The organism is Calothrix sp. FACHB-168 (assembly GCF_963889195.1).
In the GTDB taxonomy this organism is placed as follows: Bacteria; Cyanobacteriota; Cyanobacteriia; order Cyanobacteriales; family Nostocaceae; genus Aulosira; species Aulosira anomala_A.
Genome location: NZ_CAWPNJ010000039.1, coordinates 62389 through 82830 on the forward strand (window position 1 = coordinate 62389; position 20442 = coordinate 82830).

A 20442-nucleotide genomic window follows, 5' to 3' on the forward strand; every position below is an offset into this window, starting at 1 on the left:
GACAATTTGCGATACAAAAATTTATAAAAGTTTATTATTTACTAATATTTATCGTATATTCGTAATATTTGAGAGAGTAAGGAGTTCATAATGCTCACGTCGGAGGCAAAGAAGCCACTGACAATCCCGCCTAAGGAATTTTTAGCGCCTCCAGGTGATTTTAACCCAACAATGCTGCTATTTTTTACCGCAGTCACCATGCTAGTTTTATCTAACTTTGGTTACTGGCTGTGGCAATGGCCGCACTGGCTATGCTTTAGTATTAATACCTTAGCTTTGCATTGTTCGGGGACAGTAATTCACGATGCTTGTCATCAAGCAGCCCATCGCAATAAAATTATCAACGCGATGTTAGGGCATGGTAGTGCGCTGATCCTGGCTTTTGCTTTTCCGGTATTTACGCGAGTTCATTTGCAGCATCACGCTCACGTAAATCATCCCAAAGACGATCCAGATCATTATGTCTCAACAGGCGGGCCGTTGTGGCTGATTGCAGTCAGGTTTTTGTACCATGAAGTATTTTTCTTTCAGAGGCGACTGTGGCGTAACTACGAACTACTAGAATGGTTTATCAGCCGTTTAATAGTCGTTACAATTGTTTATATTTCCGTTCAGTATCACTTTTTAGGCTATGTTCTCAATTTTTGGTTTATCCCAGCATTTATTGTGGGCATAGCATTGGGATTATTCTTTGATTATCTGCCCCATCGTCCCTTTGTCGAGCGCGATCGCTGGAAAAATGCTCGCGTCTATCCTAACCCCATTCTCAATATCCTGATTTTGGGACAGAATTATCACCTAATTCATCATTTATGGCCTTCTATCCCCTGGTATAACTATCAGCCTACCTACCATTTGATGAAACCTCTGTTAGATGAAAAAGGCTGTTATCAAACTTCAGGATTATTACAAAAGAAAGATTTTTTTGAGTTTGTTTACGACATATTTTTAGGAATTAGGTTTCATCGCCATAAACCAAAGGAAAATTAACAAAACGTTGCAAAGGCTCTTAATTAAGTTAAGAGCTTTCTGCGTTTTAGCGTACTTTGTTTTTATTTATGCTGTGTTACCTGTAGAGATACAATAAATTATTATCTATTGGGTTGTTGTGGAGGCAAACCATGAATCGCGAACCCTACCCAACCGAATTAGCAAATCACTCAAAAACCAAAATTTGGATATGGACTGCTCTTGGGTTGCTCATTACTAACTTTGTTGTTGTGGGGATTGTAGCGTTCTTAATTCATAGAGATAGCGTGCAACCTAATCCGCAACCACCAACAACTCAACAAAGACAATTATAATCAGGTTTTAAGGCGATTCTTGTGGCATTTGTAAGCGTAAATCTTGAATTTGTGGAGTAGGAGCTACTATTTGTACAGACCAGTAGCTAACAATCATTAACACTAAACCAGAAAATACGCCTACTGCTAACCCAATTAGCAAAGCAGGCTTTTGTGGAGCCGCAATAGTACTATTGTTCGTTTGGCTAATATAATGATTTGGCAATAATGAAGCATCTTGAGAGTCTTCACTTTGCTCGGAAATTTTGGTAGATGGTAATAGAGTGTCTGCTAGTGTAATATTCTTGGATTCTTTGGCTAAGGATGCTAATTCCTGAACCTGAAAAAATTGGTTAGCTTCATTTTCAGCTAAAGGTTTTGATTCTTGAAATTTAATGTTACCCGAATCTTGCTGAAGGTTATGAAAATTATTTAGGGCTAGTAATGCATTTAATGCTTCTTTTGCCGATTTATATCTATCTTGAAAGTGATAGCGCACCATTTTATTTAGTACTGCGGCTAATCCATGACTTACTTGTGCTGATTGTTGCCAAATAATTTCACCTGTATGGGAATCTTCTGATAATTGTGTTGGATGTATCCCCGTTAGCGCTTGAATACCAATCATACCCAAAGCATAAATATCGCTATTGAGCCTTGGTTTACCTCGCTGTTGCTCATTGGGCATATAGCCAGGGGTACCGATCGCAATAGTAGTATATTGTTCAATAGGTGTAATAATTGCTGTTTGATCTTGACCTCTAATTAAGTGATTCCAAATTGGCTTAACAGCACCAAAATCTATTAAAACTAAGCGATTATCTTGCTGGCGTCTAATAATATTGTGGGGTTTCACATCTCGATGAATTAGCCCGTGACTGTGGACAAAATTCAGGATAGTTAAAATCTCATACAAGAGTTGAAAAACCTGAGTTTCTGTCCAGCATTTTCCCGGCGCTAGTTCTGCACTCAGAGGATGTCCTTCAATAAATTCTTGTACTAAATAGAACTCAAGATTTTCTTCAAAACTACTTAAAAGATTAGGTACTAGGTCATAGTTACTGAGTTTTTTCAGTGCTTCTACTTCTCTAGTAAATAACCGTCTGCGTATTTCTAAGGGAATTGAATATTTACTACTAGGTAAAAAATGTTTAACAACGCGGTAAGGATAACTGGGAAAGTAGGTGTCTTGAGCCTTGTAGGTTTGACAAAACGCTCCTTGGCTCAAAACTTCCACAACCTGATAGCGATCGCCTAGTAACTTGCTGCTGAACATGTTACGGTTTTTGTAAAGGCTGCAATTAAGTAAGATTACTTAAACAATTTATATATAGTCATGAATATAAAGTTTTCTTCAAGAAGCTAACCGTAATTGAGCGCAAGTCTTATCTAATCTTGATGAAGATTACATTTAGTATCTACTAAAAAATTAGAGAATTAATTAAATAAGCATTTGCCTCAAAGATTAACCTGTTTATTGATTCTATCTTACTGAACACTCACTCATATTACAGGAAGATACTAAAGATGACTAATGATAGCAGTAAGCGTGTTCCCCTGAGTCAAGACGCTGTGCAAATGATTAGAGGTCTAATTATTGGCGAATTGGTGACAGTTGCAATCATTGGTGGACTTTGGTTATGGTTGAGACCACGCCTACAAGTTGATAATGGTGCTTTGGCTGCTAAAAATCGCGGTACAGTCAATAGTTCTGCTGTTGCTACTTCTAACTTTAATACAGTCAAAAATATTCCCATTGGTTCATTTAACTACGGTGGTAGCACCGCCTGGGCACCCATCAGACAATTAGTAGATTCGCAAATCCAGGTGTTTCGTCCGGAGCTACAGTTGCGTTACGTTAATCCTGAAAATGCTAGTCCTGGTTCTGGGTCTGGTATTCGGATGCTACTTGAGGGAAAATTAGATTTTACCCAATCTTCTCGTCCCCTGACTGCTGAAGAAAAAAATTTAGCCCAGCAGCGAGGTTTTGTCCTAGAAGAACGTCAAGTGGGAATTGATGGAGTAGCGGTAGTAGTTAACCCGGCGTTGAAAGTTGCTGGCTTGACTGTCGAGCAATTGCAACAAATTTATACGGGAAAAATTACTAACTGGAAGCAGGTAGGCGGTGAGGATCTTCCGATTACTCCTTTGTCGCAATTTCCCGAAAATGCCGATGTGGTTTTAACTTCTGGTAAGCAGGTGTTAGATCGGCAGTCTCTTGGTGCTAACGTACAGTATGTTTACTCCACCACAGAAGCATTACGACGATTACAGCAAACCCCTGGGGGAGTATATTACGCTTCAGCTAGGGGTGTAGTACATCAATGTTCAGTTAAACCTCTACCTTTAGGCTTAACTAGCGCAGAGTTAATTCCCCCCTACCGCGAACCTTTTGTACCCGCAAATGATTGTCCGCAAAAACGCAATCAGCTGAATACAGAAGCGATCGCCAATGGTAAGTATCCCATAACTTCTAAATTATTTGTGGTAATTAAGCAGAACCAGGGTAAAGAACAACAAGTTGGCGAAGCTTATTTGAGACTTTTAGCAACCGCTCAGGGACAACAGGCGATTGAGCAAGCTGGGTTAATTCCCGAAAGAAGTCAGCAGCCAGTTGCGAGGGGCGAAGTAAAGTAAAACACAAGCGGGATGAATTTTATACAGAAATCCTTGAATGTTTCTGTCTACTGAATGTTGTACTACTAGCCCTTTTGACTAAAAAGGGAGATAAAATTTGATTTTCTACTGTTTTACCTTGAAATAAATCTAATAACATCGTCATTGCTACCTCACCCATTTCTGACATGCGTTGGCTAACTGTGGTGAGTGGTGGCGTAATGTAACTACCGAGAGCAATGTTATCAAATCCCACTAGGCTTAAATCTTGTGGTACGGAAATACCTAATTCTTTACAAGCTAAGAGAGCGCCAACTGCGACCATATCGTTGTAGCAAAAAATGCCCGTGACTCCAGCTGCAACTAGTTGAGATAGCATTTTTTTACCGATATCAATATCGTTAATTGTTTCCTGAACTCGATGAAAAATTGCTACCCAATCAGGATTTTGTGGTAAACCTGCTTGAGTTAGCGCCATTTGATATCCTTCAAGGCGCTGCTGTTCGGCTTTGCTACCATCGCCTACACCTAGATAGCCAATTGCACTGTGTCCGAGTTTGATTAAATGTTCTACGGCTAAACTACCACCTAAGCGATCGTCGATCGCGACTGAGTGAAATATGTCGTCTTTGTCTTCTGTGTCGATGTTAATTAAAACCGTTGGTACGGTAAATGGGGTTAACTGCTGGGTGTAGTGTTTACTAATGCGGGAATCGGCGATTAAAATTCCGTCTACTCGGCGATAGTGAAAATTCTCAATTGCAGCGATTTCTTGCTCAAAATCTCCATGTGAAGCACTTAATAAGAGATTTAAACCGGCTTGCTTCGCAACCTGTTCAATTCCTTCTACCAATTCGCCAAAAAAAGGATCGGCGATAGAAGTGACAACTACTCCAACTGTATAAGTGCGTTGATTCTGTAAACTTTGAGCGATCGCATTTGGAACATAATTCATTTCCTGCGCTAGTTTTTTAATTTCCTCCCGCACCTTGGCGCTAATTAAAGGACTGTCTCGTAAAGCGCGGGAAACTGTAGAGTGCGAAACGCCTGCTTGACGCGCAATATCTTCAATGGAAATTTTTCGCTTACTCATATTTACAGATTGTTGGAGGTGACGTAATTAAACTTAACATGGTTTTTATGCACAGGTGTGCAAGAATAAAAATTAGCAGTTATGCACACCTGTGCATGAAGTCTAACCAACAAGATGTTTAACAAAAATTAAAATAACCAAGCCCTAGTTTAAGCCTTTCGATGGTGATGACTTTTAAAATTTACGTCTAATGTGAAAGACATCTAGAAAACCTTCTATTTTCCTGGGTATACCCTAAATATTGGGGACAAATCTCGAAACCCTTATGAGATAAAAGGCGTTTCTAATTCATAGCAAGCGTGATTTATATTCTGCTGATTTTTGTTGAATTTAAATGCGTTATAGGATTAGATGAATGTGAAAAAAATTCCTTTGACTTCAGGTGTGGCAGCTACTTTATTAAGTATTGTTAGCGGTACGCTGGTTAGCTGCACAAACGTGTCTCCTAATAGTGATACAGCCACTAACACAGATACAACTAATACAAAAAACGTTACTGATACAAGTACGCAGACTAATAAGAGCGATCGCAAATTACGCTCTGTTGGTGTAACCTTGGGCGATTTAAGCAACCCTTTCTTCGTAGTCATGGCTAAAGGTGCGGAGAAAGAAGCGAAAAACATTGGTGGTAATGATGTCAAAGTCACTGTAGTTTCTAGCGGCTATGACTTAAATCAGCAATTTAACCAAATTGAAAATTTTGTGGCGGCGGATACTGACTTGATTGTCCTCAATGCTGCTGATAGTAAAGGTATCAGACCGGCGGTGGAGCAAGCCAGAAAAGCAGGGACAATAGTGATTGCAGTAGATACACCTGTAGAAGCAGAAGTAGATGCTACAGTTACTACTAATAACGTGCAAGCTGGAGAAATTAGCTGTCAATATATTGCCGATCGCCTCAAAGGTAAAGGCAATGTTGTGATAGTTAACGGGCCGCCAGTAACTTCAGTCATTCAGCGCGTGGATGGTTGCTTGAAAGTATTAGCTAAATATCCCAATATTAAACTACTTTCTAAAGACCAAAACGCCGAAGGTAGCCGCGATGGGGGATTGAGAGTAATGAGCGATTTACTAGTAACTTTCCCCAAAATTGATGCTGTCTTTGCCATCAACGATCCTAGTGGTGTGGGTGTAGATTTAGCTGCTAACCAAGCTAAACGCAGAGACTTTTTTATTGTGGGAGTTGACGGCGCACCCGAAGCCTTAGAAGCGATCGCTATTAAAGATAGTCTCTATGCAGCCACAGCTACCCAAAACCCCAGAGGGATGACTGTCAAAGCAGTTCAAGTAGGTAACGACATCTTGAATGGCAAAAAACCAGCATCACCCAACATTTTGATTCCCGCCAAGTTGATTACTAAAGAGAATGTGAGTACATCGACTGGGTGGTAGGAAAAAAATCAAAAGTCAAAAGTCAAAAGTCAAAAATAATTTTGAATTTTGCAAGCAACTCGGTATTTACGACTCATTATTTATGACAACCAATATTGAAAGAGATTTTTCTCCGCCCGCGACGGCTAGCCCTGTCTTAGAAATGCGCGGGATTGCTAAACGATTTCATGGTGTTCCGGCTTTGCAAGGTGTGAATTTGACTATTTATCCGGGTGAGGTTCACGCCTTAATGGGTGAAAATGGTGCGGGTAAAAGCACTTTGATGAAAATCCTGGCTGGGGCTTATATTGCTGATGATGGCGAGATTTGGATTAATGGTCAAGCGGTGAAAATTACCGATCCGGGTACAGCCAGAAAAGCAGGAATTAATCTGATTTATCAGGAATTGAACGTTGCACCCAATTTAACTGTTACCGAAAACATGTTTATGGGTAGCGAGTTGCAAAAAGGTCAATTTTTAGACCGTAAAGGTATGGAACTCGAAGCCCAGCGCGTGTTAGATAGCTTGGGGGCGAGTTTTGCACCTACGGATATTGTCGGTACTTTAGCGATCGCGGAACAGCAGCAAGTAGAAATTGCCAGGGCGCTAAAAGATAACAGCCGGATTTTGGTGATGGATGAACCAACAGCCGCTTTATCTGATAGAGAGACTGAACGGTTGTTTGAGGTAATTCGCAAACTGCGCAACGATGGTATTGCCATTATCTATATTAGTCACCGCATGGAAGAAATCTATGCCTTGGCTGACCGGATTAGCGTGTTGCGGGATGGTCAATATATTGGGAGTTTGACAAGGGAAGAAATTACTCCCCAGCGCTTGGTACAGATGATGGTTGGTCGTTCCATGCAGGACTTTTACGAACATCAACGCCAAAATAATCCCGGTGCGGTGGTGCTGGAAGTAAGAAATATTAGCGATGGGCGCAAAGTTAAACCCGCTAGTTTTCAACTGCGTGCAGGGGAAATTCTCGGATTATCTGGGTTAGTGGGTGCGGGACGGACAGAGGTATCTCGATTAATTTTTGGAGCCGATCGCAAAGTTAGCGGTGAAGTATTTCTCAACGGTAAAAAAGTTGAAATTAATTCTCCCAGTGATGCGATCGCTGTGGGTATTGGCTATGTCCCAGAAGATCGCAAAGACCAAGGTTTATTTCTGGAAATGAGTTCCCGCAAGAATATTGGCCTTAATAGACTCAAGCAAGATGCTAGAAGTGGCATTGTGAATTGGGCTTCAGTTAATAAGATTGCTGCGGATGCAGTGGAAAACTTTCATATCCGCCTAGCTAATTTAGAAATTCGCGCCGTGGATCTTTCCGGGGGGAATCAGCAAAAACTCCTGCTAGCAAGGTGGTTGGCGATTAATCCTAGAGTCTTGATGCTAGATGAACCCACAAGAGGCGTAGATATCGGTGCTAAAAGCGAAATTTACCGGATTATCAGCGATTTAGCCGCCCAAGGGGTTGCAATTCTTATGGTTTCCAGCGAACTACCAGAAATTGTGGGAATGAGCGATCGCGTTTTAGTCATGCGCGAAGGGGAGTTAGTCGGCGAACTAGACAACAGCCCCGGTAAAGAAATTAGCCAAGAAAAAATTATGCATTATGCAACAGGAGCATCGGAGGTACTAGCATCATGAGTCAAACCTTAAGACCAGTTAACAGAAGACCAAGCGAGAATTCCCAACGCCAGCGCAAATCCATCAACAATTTACTGCAAGTTGCCGGGATTTTACCGATTTTGGTAATTATCTGCATTTTATTTGCGCTGCTGAGTCCTAATTTTATGACAGCAGGTAACGCCGTCAACATTTTGCGTCAGGCTTCAATTAATATTGTCCTGGCTACGGGGATGACCTTTGTAATTCTCACCGGAGGTATTGACCTTTCCGTTGGCTCAATCTTGGCTGTTTCTGCGGTAGTTGCGGTATTAGTATCTCTACTCCCGGCTTTAGGTTGGCTAGCTGTGCCTGCGGCTTTAGTCACTGGATTGCTGTTAGGTTTGCTCAACGGTGCGTTAATTACCTTTTTAGATGTACCGCCGTTTATTGTCACCTTAGGTTCTTTAACTGCCCTGCGTGGTGCAGCATTCTTAGTTGCTAATGGTACAACAGTAATTAACCGAAATATCAACTTTGCTTGGATAGGTAACAGCTATGTCGGCCCCCTTCCCTGGCTAGTAATCATTGCTTTATTGACTGTGGCTGTGAGTTGGTTTGTACTGAGACAAACAGTATTAGGTGTACAAATTTACGCCGTAGGTGGTAACGAAAGAGCCGCCAGATTAACAGGTATCAAAGTCAATCGCGTCATGCTGTTTGTTTATGGCGTGAGTGGATTACTCGCAGGTTTAGCCGGAATTATGAGCGCCAGCCGTCTGTATAGTGCCACCGGTATGTTAGGACAGGGTTATGAACTAGATGCGATCGCGGCTGTAATTCTCGGTGGAACCAGTTTCACAGGCGGTATTGGCACCATTGGCGGTACACTTCTCGGTGCATTAATTATTGCTGTACTCAACAATGGTTTAACCCTGTTGAACATGTCTTACTTTTGGCAATTAGTTGTCAAAGGTTTGGTAATTATTGCCGCAGTTATGATTGATAGATTGCGCAGACGTTCTCGACGATAAAACAAATTGAAGGGATGAATAGTTATCTGTTTAGCTATTTTTCCCTTCTGTGTTTATCTCAAGATTTTAGGAATTATGGCGATTTAATATGAAGGTGTAGAAAATTAGTTTTTTTAAACGCAAAGGTACGCTAAGGTTAACGCAAAGGTACGCAGATTTTTTTTAGCCTGCAATAACAAAGTGTCACAAACGCTATACATACTAACTTTTTTTAAGTATTTGCCAGCAATAATCAAATAAACACATCATCAATACAAGTTTACTCTTTGCATATTTGCAAGGTGAGGTTTTCTTTTTCCCTCTGAAGAAACCTCTTCTTTGCGTACTTCGCGTCTTTGCGGTTCGTTACTTCATCCCATTTCATACAACGCCGCAGATATTAATCGCAATCTCTTGAGCTTAGACAATCAAGAAAAACCCAGTTTTTTCTCATATCAAATACCATCATAAATCCAATGCTGAAACATTCTTGGTGCAGTTTTCTACTTTTATTTTTAGCATCTCCAGCAGTCTGGGCAGCAGATACAACAGATGCTGAATTTAATACATTACAAGAACAAGTCACATCAGTTTCTCAATTCTCAGATGTGCAACCAACCGATTGGGCTTTTGCTGCATTGCAATCATTAGTTGAACGCTATGGTTGTATTGCAGGTTATCCCAATTCTACTTATCGCGGAAATCGCGCTTTAACTCGTTATGAATTTGCCGCAGGTTTAAATGCTTGCTTGGATAGAATTAATGAATTAATCGCCACAGCTACCAGCGATTTAGTCCAGAAACAGGATTTAGCCGTGTTGCAAAAACTACAACAAGACTTTGCAGCAGAACTAACAACTCTACGCGGACGAGTCGATAGTATAGAAGCGCGAACATCAACATTAGAACAGCAACAATTTTCCACGACTACCAAGCTAAATGCCCAAATTATTACCGCCATTAGTGATACCTTTGGTAATAAAGTCGGGGGTACGCGCGATGAATCTAACCCCTTCTTTGCTACTCGTGGTCGTTTGCAGTTAGAAAGTAGTTTTACAGGTAAAGATTTATTGCGAGTCCGACTAGAGTTTGGCAACTTTGCCAATTCTAATGGTGTCAGCCAAATTGCTGCTGCTAGCGGTACGGGGATGACACGCTTAAACTTTGATAATGATAGTAACAATACATTGTTTGTACCCCACATCCGTTACTACTTTCCTGTTAGCGAGTCTCTGTCCTTTGTTATCGGCCCGGTGGGTATTGGCTACAACGACATCACAGACAACGTCACTCCGGCGACAGTTGCTGATGATGGTAATGGTATTCCCTCACTATTTGGTAAGAATAGTCTGCTGTTTGAACGAGGTGGGGGAGGTGCAGCAGTTAACTGGAAGATTAGCAGTGACTTGGTGTTAACTCTCGGTTATTTAGCTAACAGTCCCAATAATCCATCACCTCAAAATGGTTTATTTGATGGTGGTTACAATGCTTTGGCGCATCTGGTTTACTACGGTCAACAAGGCGCAATTGGTGTTGCTTACTCTCATGGATATAGTCCGGCTGGTACTGTGGATATTACAGGCAGTAGAGGTAGCGCTTTATCTATCTCGCCTTTTGGTAAAAGCATTGCTACCTCTAACAGTATTGTTGGTGCGCAAGGATATTATCGCTTTTCTCCCAATTTCCAAGTACATGCATGGGGTGGGTATATTTGGGCAACTGCGAAGAACTCTGGTTTCAGTGATATTTCTAATGGTAGGGGTAGCACAGATTCGCTATTTGTAAATAATGGTGATAGTGCTAATGCTTGGTTTGGCGCGATTGGAATGACATTTCCTGATGTTGGCGGTAGGGGTAATTTACCAGGTATTCTTTTTGGTTTACCGCCACGTGTTTCTCATAGTGATGTTCGTGAGGAAAGCGATAATTCTTACCATATTGAAGCTTTTTATCGTTGGCGAATTCATGACAATATTTCTGTGACTCCTGGGTTTTGGGTAATTCTTAACCCGGAGAATAATAGTAATAATGATACTCAATATGTAGGAGTGTTGCGGACAACTTTCGATTTTTGAATATGTTAGGTAAAGCTGCTTATTGAGGGGGGGGAATTTTAAACGCAAAGGGGCGCGAAGGTAAGCGCGGAGGTACGCGGAGAATGAGTTATGAATTAATTAAATGAGGATTTCGGAATATTAGCTGTAGGGTTGTTGACTGTTAACGGTTGACAGTCAACAATCAACTGGAAAATTTTTGCGTAAGTCCTGTATATTACAAAAGGTAAATAGACTTTAATCCCTTACTAATGACTAATGATAGCCTTTACCAGTTATATTAAATTACGCCGACCTAGTTAATTTTTTCTTTTCTGCTAACCAAGTAAATAATACAATACCGCAAAGGTCAGCTAATAAATCAACTGGATCGGCTAAACGATAGGGGACGAAATGTTGAATGATTTCGTCAATTAAACAAAACAATATAACAATCATCGGCGCAATTGGTAGAGCAATATTCCCAATTGTAAATTTAGCTTTGTTAAAGGCTAAATGGCTGACAAATGCGGCGATACCTAATAATAGGAAATGCAAAATCGTATCGTAATGAGGAAATTTGGCAATTTCAGTAGGAATGATTTTTAAATAAGCTGATAAGGAAATGGACATTAAAATCGTCAAATAAACCCAAAATACAAACATCCAAGGACGATTAGTTCTCATAGCGATCGCATTCTGCAACTGGTATGATTTATTACTACATAAACTAAATACAGCTTTCCGCAATTAAACCCATTGGGTATCAAAAGCATCTTGCCCTGTACCATAAATTAAATCGCCATATTCCCGCCAACGTGCGACTTCTTTAGGGGAAAGAGGGGGAGCATTTAAAACACTGAGATTTGCTTGCAATTCCTGGGGAGTTTTGGGTGCGGTAAGCGCTACTGTTACAGCAGGATGATTGAGCGCGTAACGATAACAATCTGCGGCGGTGGGTGGTTCCATTTCCGATGTAGGATGCTTGCTAAGTAGGGAACCCCAGCGCGTACAAGTAAAAGCGACTACGGGAATATTAGCTTGTTGAGCAGTTGGTAAAACATCGGTTTCAGCTTTGCGGTGCGCCATGTTGTAACGATGCATTAAGATGTCACACTGCTGCTGCTGAATTAGTTCTACAGCAATTGGTCGATTATGGGTAGTGACTCCTACATAGCGGATTGTCCCTTTTTCTTGCTGCGATCGCAATTCTGCCAATAATGCCTGAATTTGTTTGCTATCATCACCAGGAAAGACATATTCCACAAAAAACACATCTAGGCTATCAACATCAAGACGATGGCGCACTGAGTCAAGGTAACGACGCAAAGCATTAATATCTCGGTTTTCGCTGCCAGTTGCGACTAAAACCTGTTCGCGTTTGTCTTTGAGCAGGGATTTTAAGCCATCGAGAAAGTTTTCTGATTCTAAACTATAAAAGAAAAAATAATTAATTCCTGCCACAAACGCTAGTGAAATAGAAGTAGCATCTAGCTGCGATTGTGCGGCTAAACCAAGAATACTGGCTTTTTTTCCCTGTTTCGTAACTATTTCCATGCTTAAGTTTATCCTGTGTAATATATGACAATAAAAGTATCAGCAGCTATTGTTAAAACTTACAGCGAGCAGTTATACCAATTATTGATGAAGATGCATATAATTAGCCTGCGTAGGTAAGGTTTGTTTATTGATTCTGAAACTTTCAGTCTGAGAGCGTTAAGATGCAACCTCTGAGAAAATTAAGTAAGTCAGTCTAAATAAACACAATTATCTTAATAAATATCAATAATCTTCCAACCCTTACCAATGACTATTGACTATTGACTATTGACTATTGACTATTGACTATTGACTATTGACTATTGACTATTGACTATTGACTATTGACTATTGACTATTGACTATTGACTATTGACTATTGACTATTGACTATTGACAGTAGTTTTTCAGGTTGATTTCCATGTTTACAGCAGAAGAAGAACAAAAATATAGGAAAGCTTTTAGCAATCAGGATCAATTCTCATTCACAGAATATGGGTTTGCTAATCAGGGTTTAGATATTATCGATTTAGATACATGGGGTGAAGAGAAACCAGAAAGTAGTTTACCCTATTTAGAATATGCTTACAGTAATTTATCATCGGCGGCACAAAAATTACTGCTGTGTTTAGCTGAGTTTAATAAGTTTATCGATAAATCAGATATTCCTAACTATATCGAGCAATTAAAGATTTTTGAGCCATTACAAGATTATCCTTTCGATCAATTCAACGCCGCTATTCAACAGGGAATAAAATCTAGGTTGCTAGCAGCAATGGATGACGATGGACGCTTTTTGATGATTCATCCTGAATTGCCTGATTTTTTGCAATCTCAGCTAGATCGGAACAATCAAGTCATCCGTTCAACTTTACGTGAAGGATTTAAAAATCACTATCAAGGTTTGGCTATTTCCTATCAGCATTTGATGGAATCTCAAGATGATGAAGAACGTGAATTAGGACTATTTTTCTGTAGATTAGAATATGAAAATCTCTACAATGCTTTGCAAATTTGTTTAGATAAACAAGCAGGTATTAATATCTATTTTTGCTTAGATAAATACTTGGAGTCAATTAGCGATCGCGCAAGTAACCTGAAGTTGGCAGAATTAGTTTGTCAACATCTAGAAAAATATCCTAATAAATTTATTAAAAGTAAATTAGGCTACCAAGTAGCATTTGCAATTGAGAAATGTGGAAGTTATCAATTAGATGCCAAGCAATATCAAAAAGCGCGAAAATCTTATGAAAAGACTTTAAAAATTTATGCAGCTTTAGAAAATGTAGAAGACAAACAAAAACAAATATGGCAAGCTGCTGCTTATCATCAGTTAGGAAGAGTTTACCAAGAATTGGGCGATTATCCCCAGGCAAAGCGTAATTTTCAACAGGCTTTAGATATTAACATTAAATATGGCGTTAGCGAAGCTCTTTCTTCGGAAGCTCGCTATGAATGTGCCGGTACTTACAACCAATTGGGAATAGTTGCTCAAGCATTGGGCGAATATGCACAAGCTAGGCAAAATTTTCAACAGGCTTTAGAGATTTTTAGCGAATATGGCGATTCCTATGAATGCGCCCGTACTCACCACCTGTTAGGAATAGTTGCGCAACAGTTGGGCGAATATGAACCAGCTAGAAGCCATTATCAACAAGCTTTAGATATTTTTGACGAAATTGGCGTTAGCGAAGCTCTTCCTGGGGAAGCTCGCAATTTTTCTGCCCGCACATACCATAATTTAGGCAGTATTGCCCAAAAATTGCAGGAATATGAGCAAGCAAGACAAAATTATCAACAAGCTTTAGATATCAAAATTGCATCAGGCGATCGCCAAAATTGTGCCGGTACTTACTTTCAACTGGGTAGAGTTGCGGAAGAATTAGGCGAACTCGAAGCAGCGAAAGCCAATTATCTACAAGCTTTACAGATTACAACCGAATTTAGCGATCGCCATAATTTAGAAATTTGTCTGCGTAATCTTACCCGTTTCTTTCAAGTTACTCAAGATGAGAGTTTATTAGTAGCAATGTCTGAGATTTTGGGGGTATCAGTGGAAGAAATTCTTAATTTGTCAATAGTCAATAGTCAATAGTCATTTGTTACATTTGCGAGTGCATTTACAGATTTGGCGATCGCATTTGTTACTTTTGCACTTGCGATCATAGATTTGGCATTCGTATTTGTTACATTTACGAATAAATTTTCTATATCAGCAGTCGCGATCATAGATTTGGCATTCGTATTTGTTACATTTGCGAATAAATTTTCTATATCAGTACTCGCATTTGTTATATTTGCGAATAAATTTTCTATATCAGCGCTTGCATTGGTTACATTTGCGATCGCATTTTTTCATCCCCATTTCATCTCAATCCGCATTCCGATACGTAATTAAGATTCCCGTAGGGGCGGGGTTTCCCCGCCCTTGTGCAGGTTTATTTCTTTCTCCCTTTCTCCGGTAAATTACGCGGTGGCGTTTCCTTTCCTTGATAAAATCGTCTCTCCAACTTACCCAAGGCTAACCAAATTCCCCCACCCAGCAACACAGCCAAGCTGCAAATCGCCACAGCTAACACAGATACCTGACTTTGAACCGCTACTAATAAAGGTAGCAACGCCCAAATTACCGCCGTCACCATAGCTAATCCCAGTCGCAAGCGTTGTAAGTTGCGTAAAGCTGTGCGACAACTGGCGCATTTTTTTGTGTGGGAATGATATCTATCTAGTAATGCTTCCTTGGGTAACGGTGGTGACAAAGTTTTACCAGGAAAAGCATCAACTTTATATTGATTCACCCAGGAACGTAATTGAAAGATATATGCATCGGCTTTAGTTGGCAAGTAAAAAGCTTTGTTAAAATTAGCACTGCCGCCCAGTTGCTCTAAGTATCTTTCCTGATAATGTAAGAAAATTTGATCGTCTTCTAAGACACCGTTTTGATTCAGGTGCGAGTACCAGCGCGGAGTCAGCTTAATAAATAGCCCCGGTAATTTAGCGGAGAATTTGAAGGGAAAACGCGCAAATAACCGACATTCCCCTTTACGGATGGGAGTAGCATAAACTACTGTTATGGTTCTCCCAAATTGCTTAGAAGTCAAGTCATGCCACATCAATCCGGGAGCAATAAAGATGGTATCTTGTTTCCCTAAAGTTCCTTTGCGGGGGCCTTCTTCCCAAATTCCTTTAAATCCCCATTTCCCAGATTCGACAACTTCTAAATCTACCGCCGACACAGTCGCCCGGTTACCAACGGTGCGGTGGTGAGTGTAAGGTATATGGCTGGAATCTAAGACGTTTTCCATCAACGTCAGGGCATCATAGGGAATGTCACGAAATGTATTGAGACATACCCAACCATCAGTATTTTCTTCTAAAACATCAACAACGGGAACTTTGGTTTGATCTGCATTTTCTGGATTACCAGGATAGACAAACAACAGCCCTTGACGCACTGTGGTAGGTAAGGAATTCACGCAAGCACGTTGAGAAACTTCCGCTTTTCTGCCTTCTCGTTGTTGGGGAATGACTTCACACTTACCCGTCCCCGAAAAAGCCCAGCCATGATAAGGACATTCTAGCCAACCACTCTCATTAATTCTACCTTCGGATAGTGGCGCTAATCGGTGCGGGCATTGATCTACAAAGGCTCGCCAAGTTTGTGCATTTTGATCCCACCACAACACAAGATCGCGTTCTAGTAAAGTAAAGCGAGTTAGTTGTGTTTTATCTAAATCTTCGATGTAATGTACAGGATACCAAACCTCTTGCAAATCAAAGCGCTCTGGATCGCGCCCACCAGCAGGAAGCTCTTGTAATGCTTGAGTTGCAGATGTTACGTTCAGAGATTTTTCCTCTGACTGTAAAACAGTGTTAGACATGGTGGGAGTTTTTAATCAAGATTTAATCGTCTATCTATACAAAATGTAACAATTTTTGAAGCACGATTGTGAAGGGGTTAGGGGCTAGGTGTATTTGCAAACTCCAAAAGTAGCTTGCTTGAGGTGAAAACAACCCAACGAAGTAAGGTAAATGTTGGGTTTCGTTCCTCAACCCAACCTACATTGAAGTTTAGGGGAACTCCAAAAAATAAATTATGCCAAATTGTAGGGGCGGGGTAACCCCGCCCCTACGAGTTGCGGGTTTGGTAAGTTAATGATTGGAATATTTTTTTATTTGGAAGTCCCTAGTTTAGGGTGTGAAAACAGTCCCTAGGGCTGTCAACAGTCAACTGTCAACAGCCCTGACGATGAATTGTGCATTAATTAAGCAATTACAGTAATATCGCCACTGCTAAGTGCGGCTTTGTTCGATAATTGGGCGATTTGAATTTGCGCTGTACCACCAATTCCATCTGCATCAAAGAATAGATTACCTTTGTTGCGATCGTAGATAAAGCGATCGCTTTCTGTGGTAGCTGTTTTACCTAATCTAAACAAGCTTGTATCTAAGGTACCGATATCTTGAGTCAAACCAAATTCTGCTTTGGAAATGACGATAGTATCTATGGTTGGCTTAAAGTCGGTGATTTTATCATACTCGCCAATAGTATCTACAGTTAAGTAAAAGCGATCGCTACCTCTACCACCAGTTAAGGTATCTTTTCCTTTACCGCCTACAAGTAAATCATCACCATTTCCACCGATTAAGTTATCTCTACCGTCATTACCATACAGTTTATCGTTACCGTTTCCACCTTCTAAGCGATCGCTACCAATACCACCAGCTAAACTGTCATTTCCCAGCCCGCCTAGCAAGGTATCATGATCTTCATCTCCGTAGAGAATATCATCATCATTTCCGCCGTTTAGAAGATCCTTACCTGCACCGCCATAAAGAATATCATTACCGTTACCACCGCTTAGGGAATCTCTACCCGCTAAACCTTGAATAATATCGACGCCTTCTGTACCTCTAAGGCGATCGTTACGCGATGTACCAGTAATATGATTTGGTGGTGTAACTTCAAATACCGCAACCGTTTTGCTGACTTCATTCGTCGTGACTAATAAAGGCTTCCCTGTCGGGCTATCAGCCGCAGAGATAAAAGTTAAGCCTTCAACTGCGATGTCTTCTGGTGTATTAATATACTCAACAAAAGTTGGCTGCTGAGGATTTGTCACATCGTAAACAATGACATCACCAACACGTTCCAAACCAATAAAAGCATAAGTGCGGTTATTAATGACACCTGTTACTATACCTTCTGGTTCCGGGCCTTTATTATCGCTGCGGCTGTCAAAACCAGCAACCAAACCCTCAGAGTTAAATAAACTTGGAACTAAGGTAGCTGTGATTTGTTCGAGTTGATCGCCACTATCAAAAACTTGTTTACCATTTCCATCCCAAATTGAAAAGGAACGCGCCCCAAAAGCCTCAATCCGATCCAAGTCGCCATCGCCATCAGTATCGCCTGTAACACGTGTGACGTTTAATCGTCCCAAGTTGGCGGCTTGCTTTAGAGTAGCAGCATTTGGGAAAATGCTGGGATCGAGGACATATCCACCAGCACCTACGCGGATTTCCTCGCTAAATCCTACATAGTCACGGGCGTCACCTTCGTTACTGGTGATGTAGTAAGTTTGTCCGTTAACAGTGAAACTGGCGATCGCATCTGGCTGATACAATCCAAATACAGGCCAGTTTTGAATATTAATCTTGGAATCGCGATCGCTTGCATCCAACCCATTACCCGGTAAACTATGATCTTTCCTTCCTAATGGCAAAATATCGGTAATCGTGGCGCTAGCAATATCCAAAACTGCGATCGCATTATTTTCTTGTAATGTAATCCGCGCCGTTTTCCCATCACCAGAAATCGCAATATATTCTGGTTCTAAATCCTGTGCTACTGTAGCACCAGGCCCGGTAATCCTTACTCCTGCGGCTTTTAGTTGGTCAATTTTATCATTAAAACTAGTAAATGTGGCATTGGTAACAGTTGCATTCCCCACACCTCCAGAAAGGTCGATAATACTCACAGAACCTTCAGGATCTACAGAAGTTCCTTGTCCGTAGCTGTTGGGTTCGCCTTCATTAGCTACCAATACTTTTTTCCCATCGGGGGTAAAAGTCAACATATCAGGTAAAGCACCAACCGCCACTGAGTTTAAAAACGTACCATCGGCGGCGTTGTAAAAACTTACCTTTCCTGTTTGCTGGGCGTTGGTAGTGCTGTTGACAATAGCGTAAGCGACTGCAACAATACCATTGCTGACAGCTACACTATTAGGAATAGCCTGTGTACCTTCATCTAGGGTAAATCCTGGAGTTAACGCACTAATTAAGCTAACTGTTCCTGTATTGCTGAGGCTGTAAGTTTCAACCGTATTAGCTGCAACTACAAACAAGCGATCGCTTTGTGGATCGAAAGCAGAAATTTCCGCACCATTACCACTAGTAAAGCCACCAACTTTTGCTAAAACGTTGTAGTTTTTGCCAAAAGTATCGCCGGAATTAAGCGTCATAATTACAAATCTCCTGATTAATTGAACTAATAATTAGTCTGTATTTCTCTAGACTTTTTCCAAACCTGCAACTAACAAATCAAGTAACAAAATCAGATTGTTATGTAATCAGACACATGCATAAATAGTGAAAATTAGCTCAGTTTCAACAAAGGTTTTAAATGATTAATTAGGGCGCAGAAAACAACGCCCTATTGGAAAAAAGGTCGTAATAAATTAAGGTGTTTTGATTTGCACTACCAAGAAAGTAGAGTTTTATTAGTCAATTAATTTATTTTTTTACATTACAGTAAATCTACGGATAGCGGGTTAAGAAAAGATTATTTCACAGAAAATTTACGAGATATTTATAAATAAACGTTTTAATTAAAATTACTGTAATTTTTCACTTTTATTTCATCCAGCCATTTCTATTACTAATTAAGTGATATGGCAATCTTCAATCATGTCTGAAATTGACAAACTCTCCGTATTTTTCTCTTACCTTGGCGTACTTGGCGTCTTCTCTTCGAGACGCTTCGCGTTGGCGGAAGCCTCTCGAAGAGAAGGCGGTTCATTAAAAAAATATTCTATAGGGCACAGCAAAGCCTATTGGTGTCAACTTAAGCTAAAAATAGCCTCTGTATAAGCGTCACCCGCCTTTCGACTTCGCTCAAGGCTAATAGCCCAAGTCTACTAAAGTAGAGTCAATATTTTGAGGATATTTAGTCATCTTGAGATGACTTTGGCTATTAGCAAGGAACTTTAGTTCCTTGCGGTAAGCGGGTTTCACGCTAAGTTGACACAAATGAGCAATGCCATAGCCTATGAAAAATCTCTGATGTGTGAGTGCTTTTATATACAAAATTTATTTTAAAAATAAATGCGATTGCCAAAAACGAGAAAGGGTAGCTACACAGCAGTTAATTATCAAACATCGCCATTTTTGAGCCAGCAATCTACCTTTTCACCTGCGGAAAACACCAAAACGAGTGCGCGATTTACCCAAATGAGTAAGCGATATGGCTTTTTACCTGCGGAAAACACCAAAACGAGTGCGCGATTTACCGAAACGAGTAAGCAATATAGCTTTTTGAGTAGGTGAAATAGTATTTTACTTGCGGAAAACACAATAATGAGAACTCGTTAAGGCTTAACGAGAAGTTAAAATGGCTTTTTGCTTACTAAAAACAGAAAAACGAGTACTTGATTTCGATAAATGAGAAAGCGATCGCTATTTCTCTTTACTAAAAATATAAAAATGAGTCCTCAATATGTGTAAATGATAAAGCTAGCTCATTTTGCCCAATGCCCACCCGCCCTGAGCGAAGCCGAAGGGATGCCCAATGCCCCATACTGTCTATATTTTAGGGAATTGGTATAAAGCCATCAAGAAAGGAAGCAGCCAGCCTAAATCCTCAGAAATAGGTGCA

15 protein-coding genes are annotated in these 20442 nt (G+C 40.5%); 9 read left to right on the forward strand and 6 right to left on the reverse strand.

Features of this window, described 5'->3' with window-relative positions:
* Positions 1–90 precede the first annotated feature (90 nt).
* Both crtR and AACW45_RS22885 read left to right on the forward strand, forming a co-directional pair.
* Complete coding sequence (gene crtR, locus AACW45_RS22880) at positions 91–990, forward strand: beta-carotene hydroxylase (RefSeq protein ID WP_190635073.1); 900 nt, start codon at positions 91–93, stop codon at positions 988–990.
* Between the two features lie 131 nt (positions 991–1121).
* Positions 1122–1304, forward strand: coding sequence for a hypothetical protein (locus AACW45_RS22885; protein WP_190635075.1), 183 nt, complete (start codon positions 1122–1124; stop codon positions 1302–1304).
* A 7-nt stretch (positions 1305–1311) separates the two neighbouring features.
* Here the strand turns inward: AACW45_RS22885 and AACW45_RS22890 are convergent, their stop codons facing one another.
* Positions 1312–2559: a serine/threonine-protein kinase gene (locus AACW45_RS22890; RefSeq protein WP_190635077.1), complete on the reverse strand. Its 1248-nt coding sequence runs from the start codon at positions 2557–2559 to the stop codon at positions 1312–1314.
* 251 nt (positions 2560–2810) lie between these two features.
* Here AACW45_RS22890 and AACW45_RS22895 point away from each other — a divergent pair, with 251 nt between their 5' ends.
* A complete protein-coding gene (locus AACW45_RS22895) occupies positions 2811–3920 on the forward strand; it encodes a substrate-binding domain-containing protein (RefSeq protein WP_190635078.1) in 1110 nt (369 codons plus the stop codon).
* 19 nt (positions 3921–3939) lie between these two features.
* Here AACW45_RS22895 and AACW45_RS22900 read toward each other — a convergent pair whose 3' ends face one another.
* Complete coding sequence (locus tag AACW45_RS22900; protein ID WP_190635081.1) at positions 3940–4992, reverse strand: LacI family DNA-binding transcriptional regulator; 1053 nt, start codon at positions 4990–4992, stop codon at positions 3940–3942.
* Between the two features lie 351 nt (positions 4993–5343).
* Here AACW45_RS22900 and AACW45_RS22905 point away from each other — a divergent pair, with 351 nt between their 5' ends.
* The 4 genes from AACW45_RS22905 (at position 5344) to AACW45_RS22920 (ending at position 11066) form a co-directional block, all read left to right on the forward strand.
* Positions 5344–6384, forward strand: a complete 1041-nt coding sequence (locus tag AACW45_RS22905) for an ABC transporter substrate-binding protein (RefSeq protein WP_190635083.1) — start codon at positions 5344–5346, stop codon at positions 6382–6384.
* A gap of 82 nt (positions 6385–6466) precedes the next feature.
* On the forward strand, positions 6467–8020 hold the full coding sequence (locus AACW45_RS22910; protein ID WP_190635084.1) for a sugar ABC transporter ATP-binding protein: 1554 nt from the start codon (positions 6467–6469) through the stop codon (positions 8018–8020).
* Positions 8017–9012 (forward strand): ABC transporter permease subunit, encoded by a 996-nt coding sequence (locus tag AACW45_RS22915; protein WP_190547912.1) that lies wholly within the window; start codon positions 8017–8019, stop codon positions 9010–9012. Before AACW45_RS22910 ends, AACW45_RS22915 begins: the two co-directional genes overlap by 4 nt.
* A gap of 455 nt (positions 9013–9467) precedes the next feature.
* Positions 9468–11066: an iron uptake porin gene (locus AACW45_RS22920; RefSeq protein WP_190635086.1), complete on the forward strand. Its 1599-nt coding sequence runs from the start codon at positions 9468–9470 to the stop codon at positions 11064–11066.
* A gap of 264 nt (positions 11067–11330) precedes the next feature.
* Here the strand turns inward: AACW45_RS22920 and AACW45_RS22925 are convergent, their stop codons facing one another.
* Together AACW45_RS22925 and AACW45_RS22930 are read right to left on the reverse strand one after the other, a co-directional pair.
* A complete protein-coding gene (locus AACW45_RS22925; protein WP_306415005.1) occupies positions 11331–11774 on the reverse strand; it encodes a VanZ family protein in 444 nt (147 codons plus the stop codon).
* Positions 11775–12581: an aldo/keto reductase gene (locus AACW45_RS22930; protein ID WP_190635090.1), complete on the reverse strand. Its 807-nt coding sequence runs from the start codon at positions 12579–12581 to the stop codon at positions 11775–11777.
* 403 nt (positions 12582–12984) lie between these two features.
* On the opposite strand from AACW45_RS22930, the gene AACW45_RS22935 reads away from it, so the two are divergent.
* The gene (locus AACW45_RS22935) at positions 12985–14658 is read left to right on the forward strand and encodes a tetratricopeptide repeat protein (RefSeq protein WP_190635092.1); all 1674 of its coding nucleotides are present in this window, start codon (positions 12985–12987) and stop codon (positions 14656–14658) included.
* A 343-nt stretch (positions 14659–15001) separates the two neighbouring features.
* On the opposite strand, the gene AACW45_RS22940 is transcribed toward AACW45_RS22935, so the two are convergent.
* Positions 15002–16444 (reverse strand): aromatic ring-hydroxylating dioxygenase subunit alpha, encoded by a 1443-nt coding sequence (locus AACW45_RS22940; RefSeq protein ID WP_190635094.1) that lies wholly within the window; start codon positions 16442–16444, stop codon positions 15002–15004.
* Positions 16445–16828: 384 nt separating this feature from the next.
* Positions 16829–19030, reverse strand: coding sequence for a choice-of-anchor I family protein (locus AACW45_RS22945; protein WP_190635096.1), 2202 nt, complete (start codon positions 19028–19030; stop codon positions 16829–16831).
* An 862-nt stretch (positions 19031–19892) separates the two neighbouring features.
* Here AACW45_RS22945 and AACW45_RS22950 point away from each other — a divergent pair.
* A complete protein-coding gene (locus tag AACW45_RS22950; protein ID WP_190635097.1) occupies positions 19893–20114 on the forward strand; it encodes a hypothetical protein in 222 nt (73 codons plus the stop codon).
* Positions 20115–20442 lie beyond the last annotated feature (328 nt).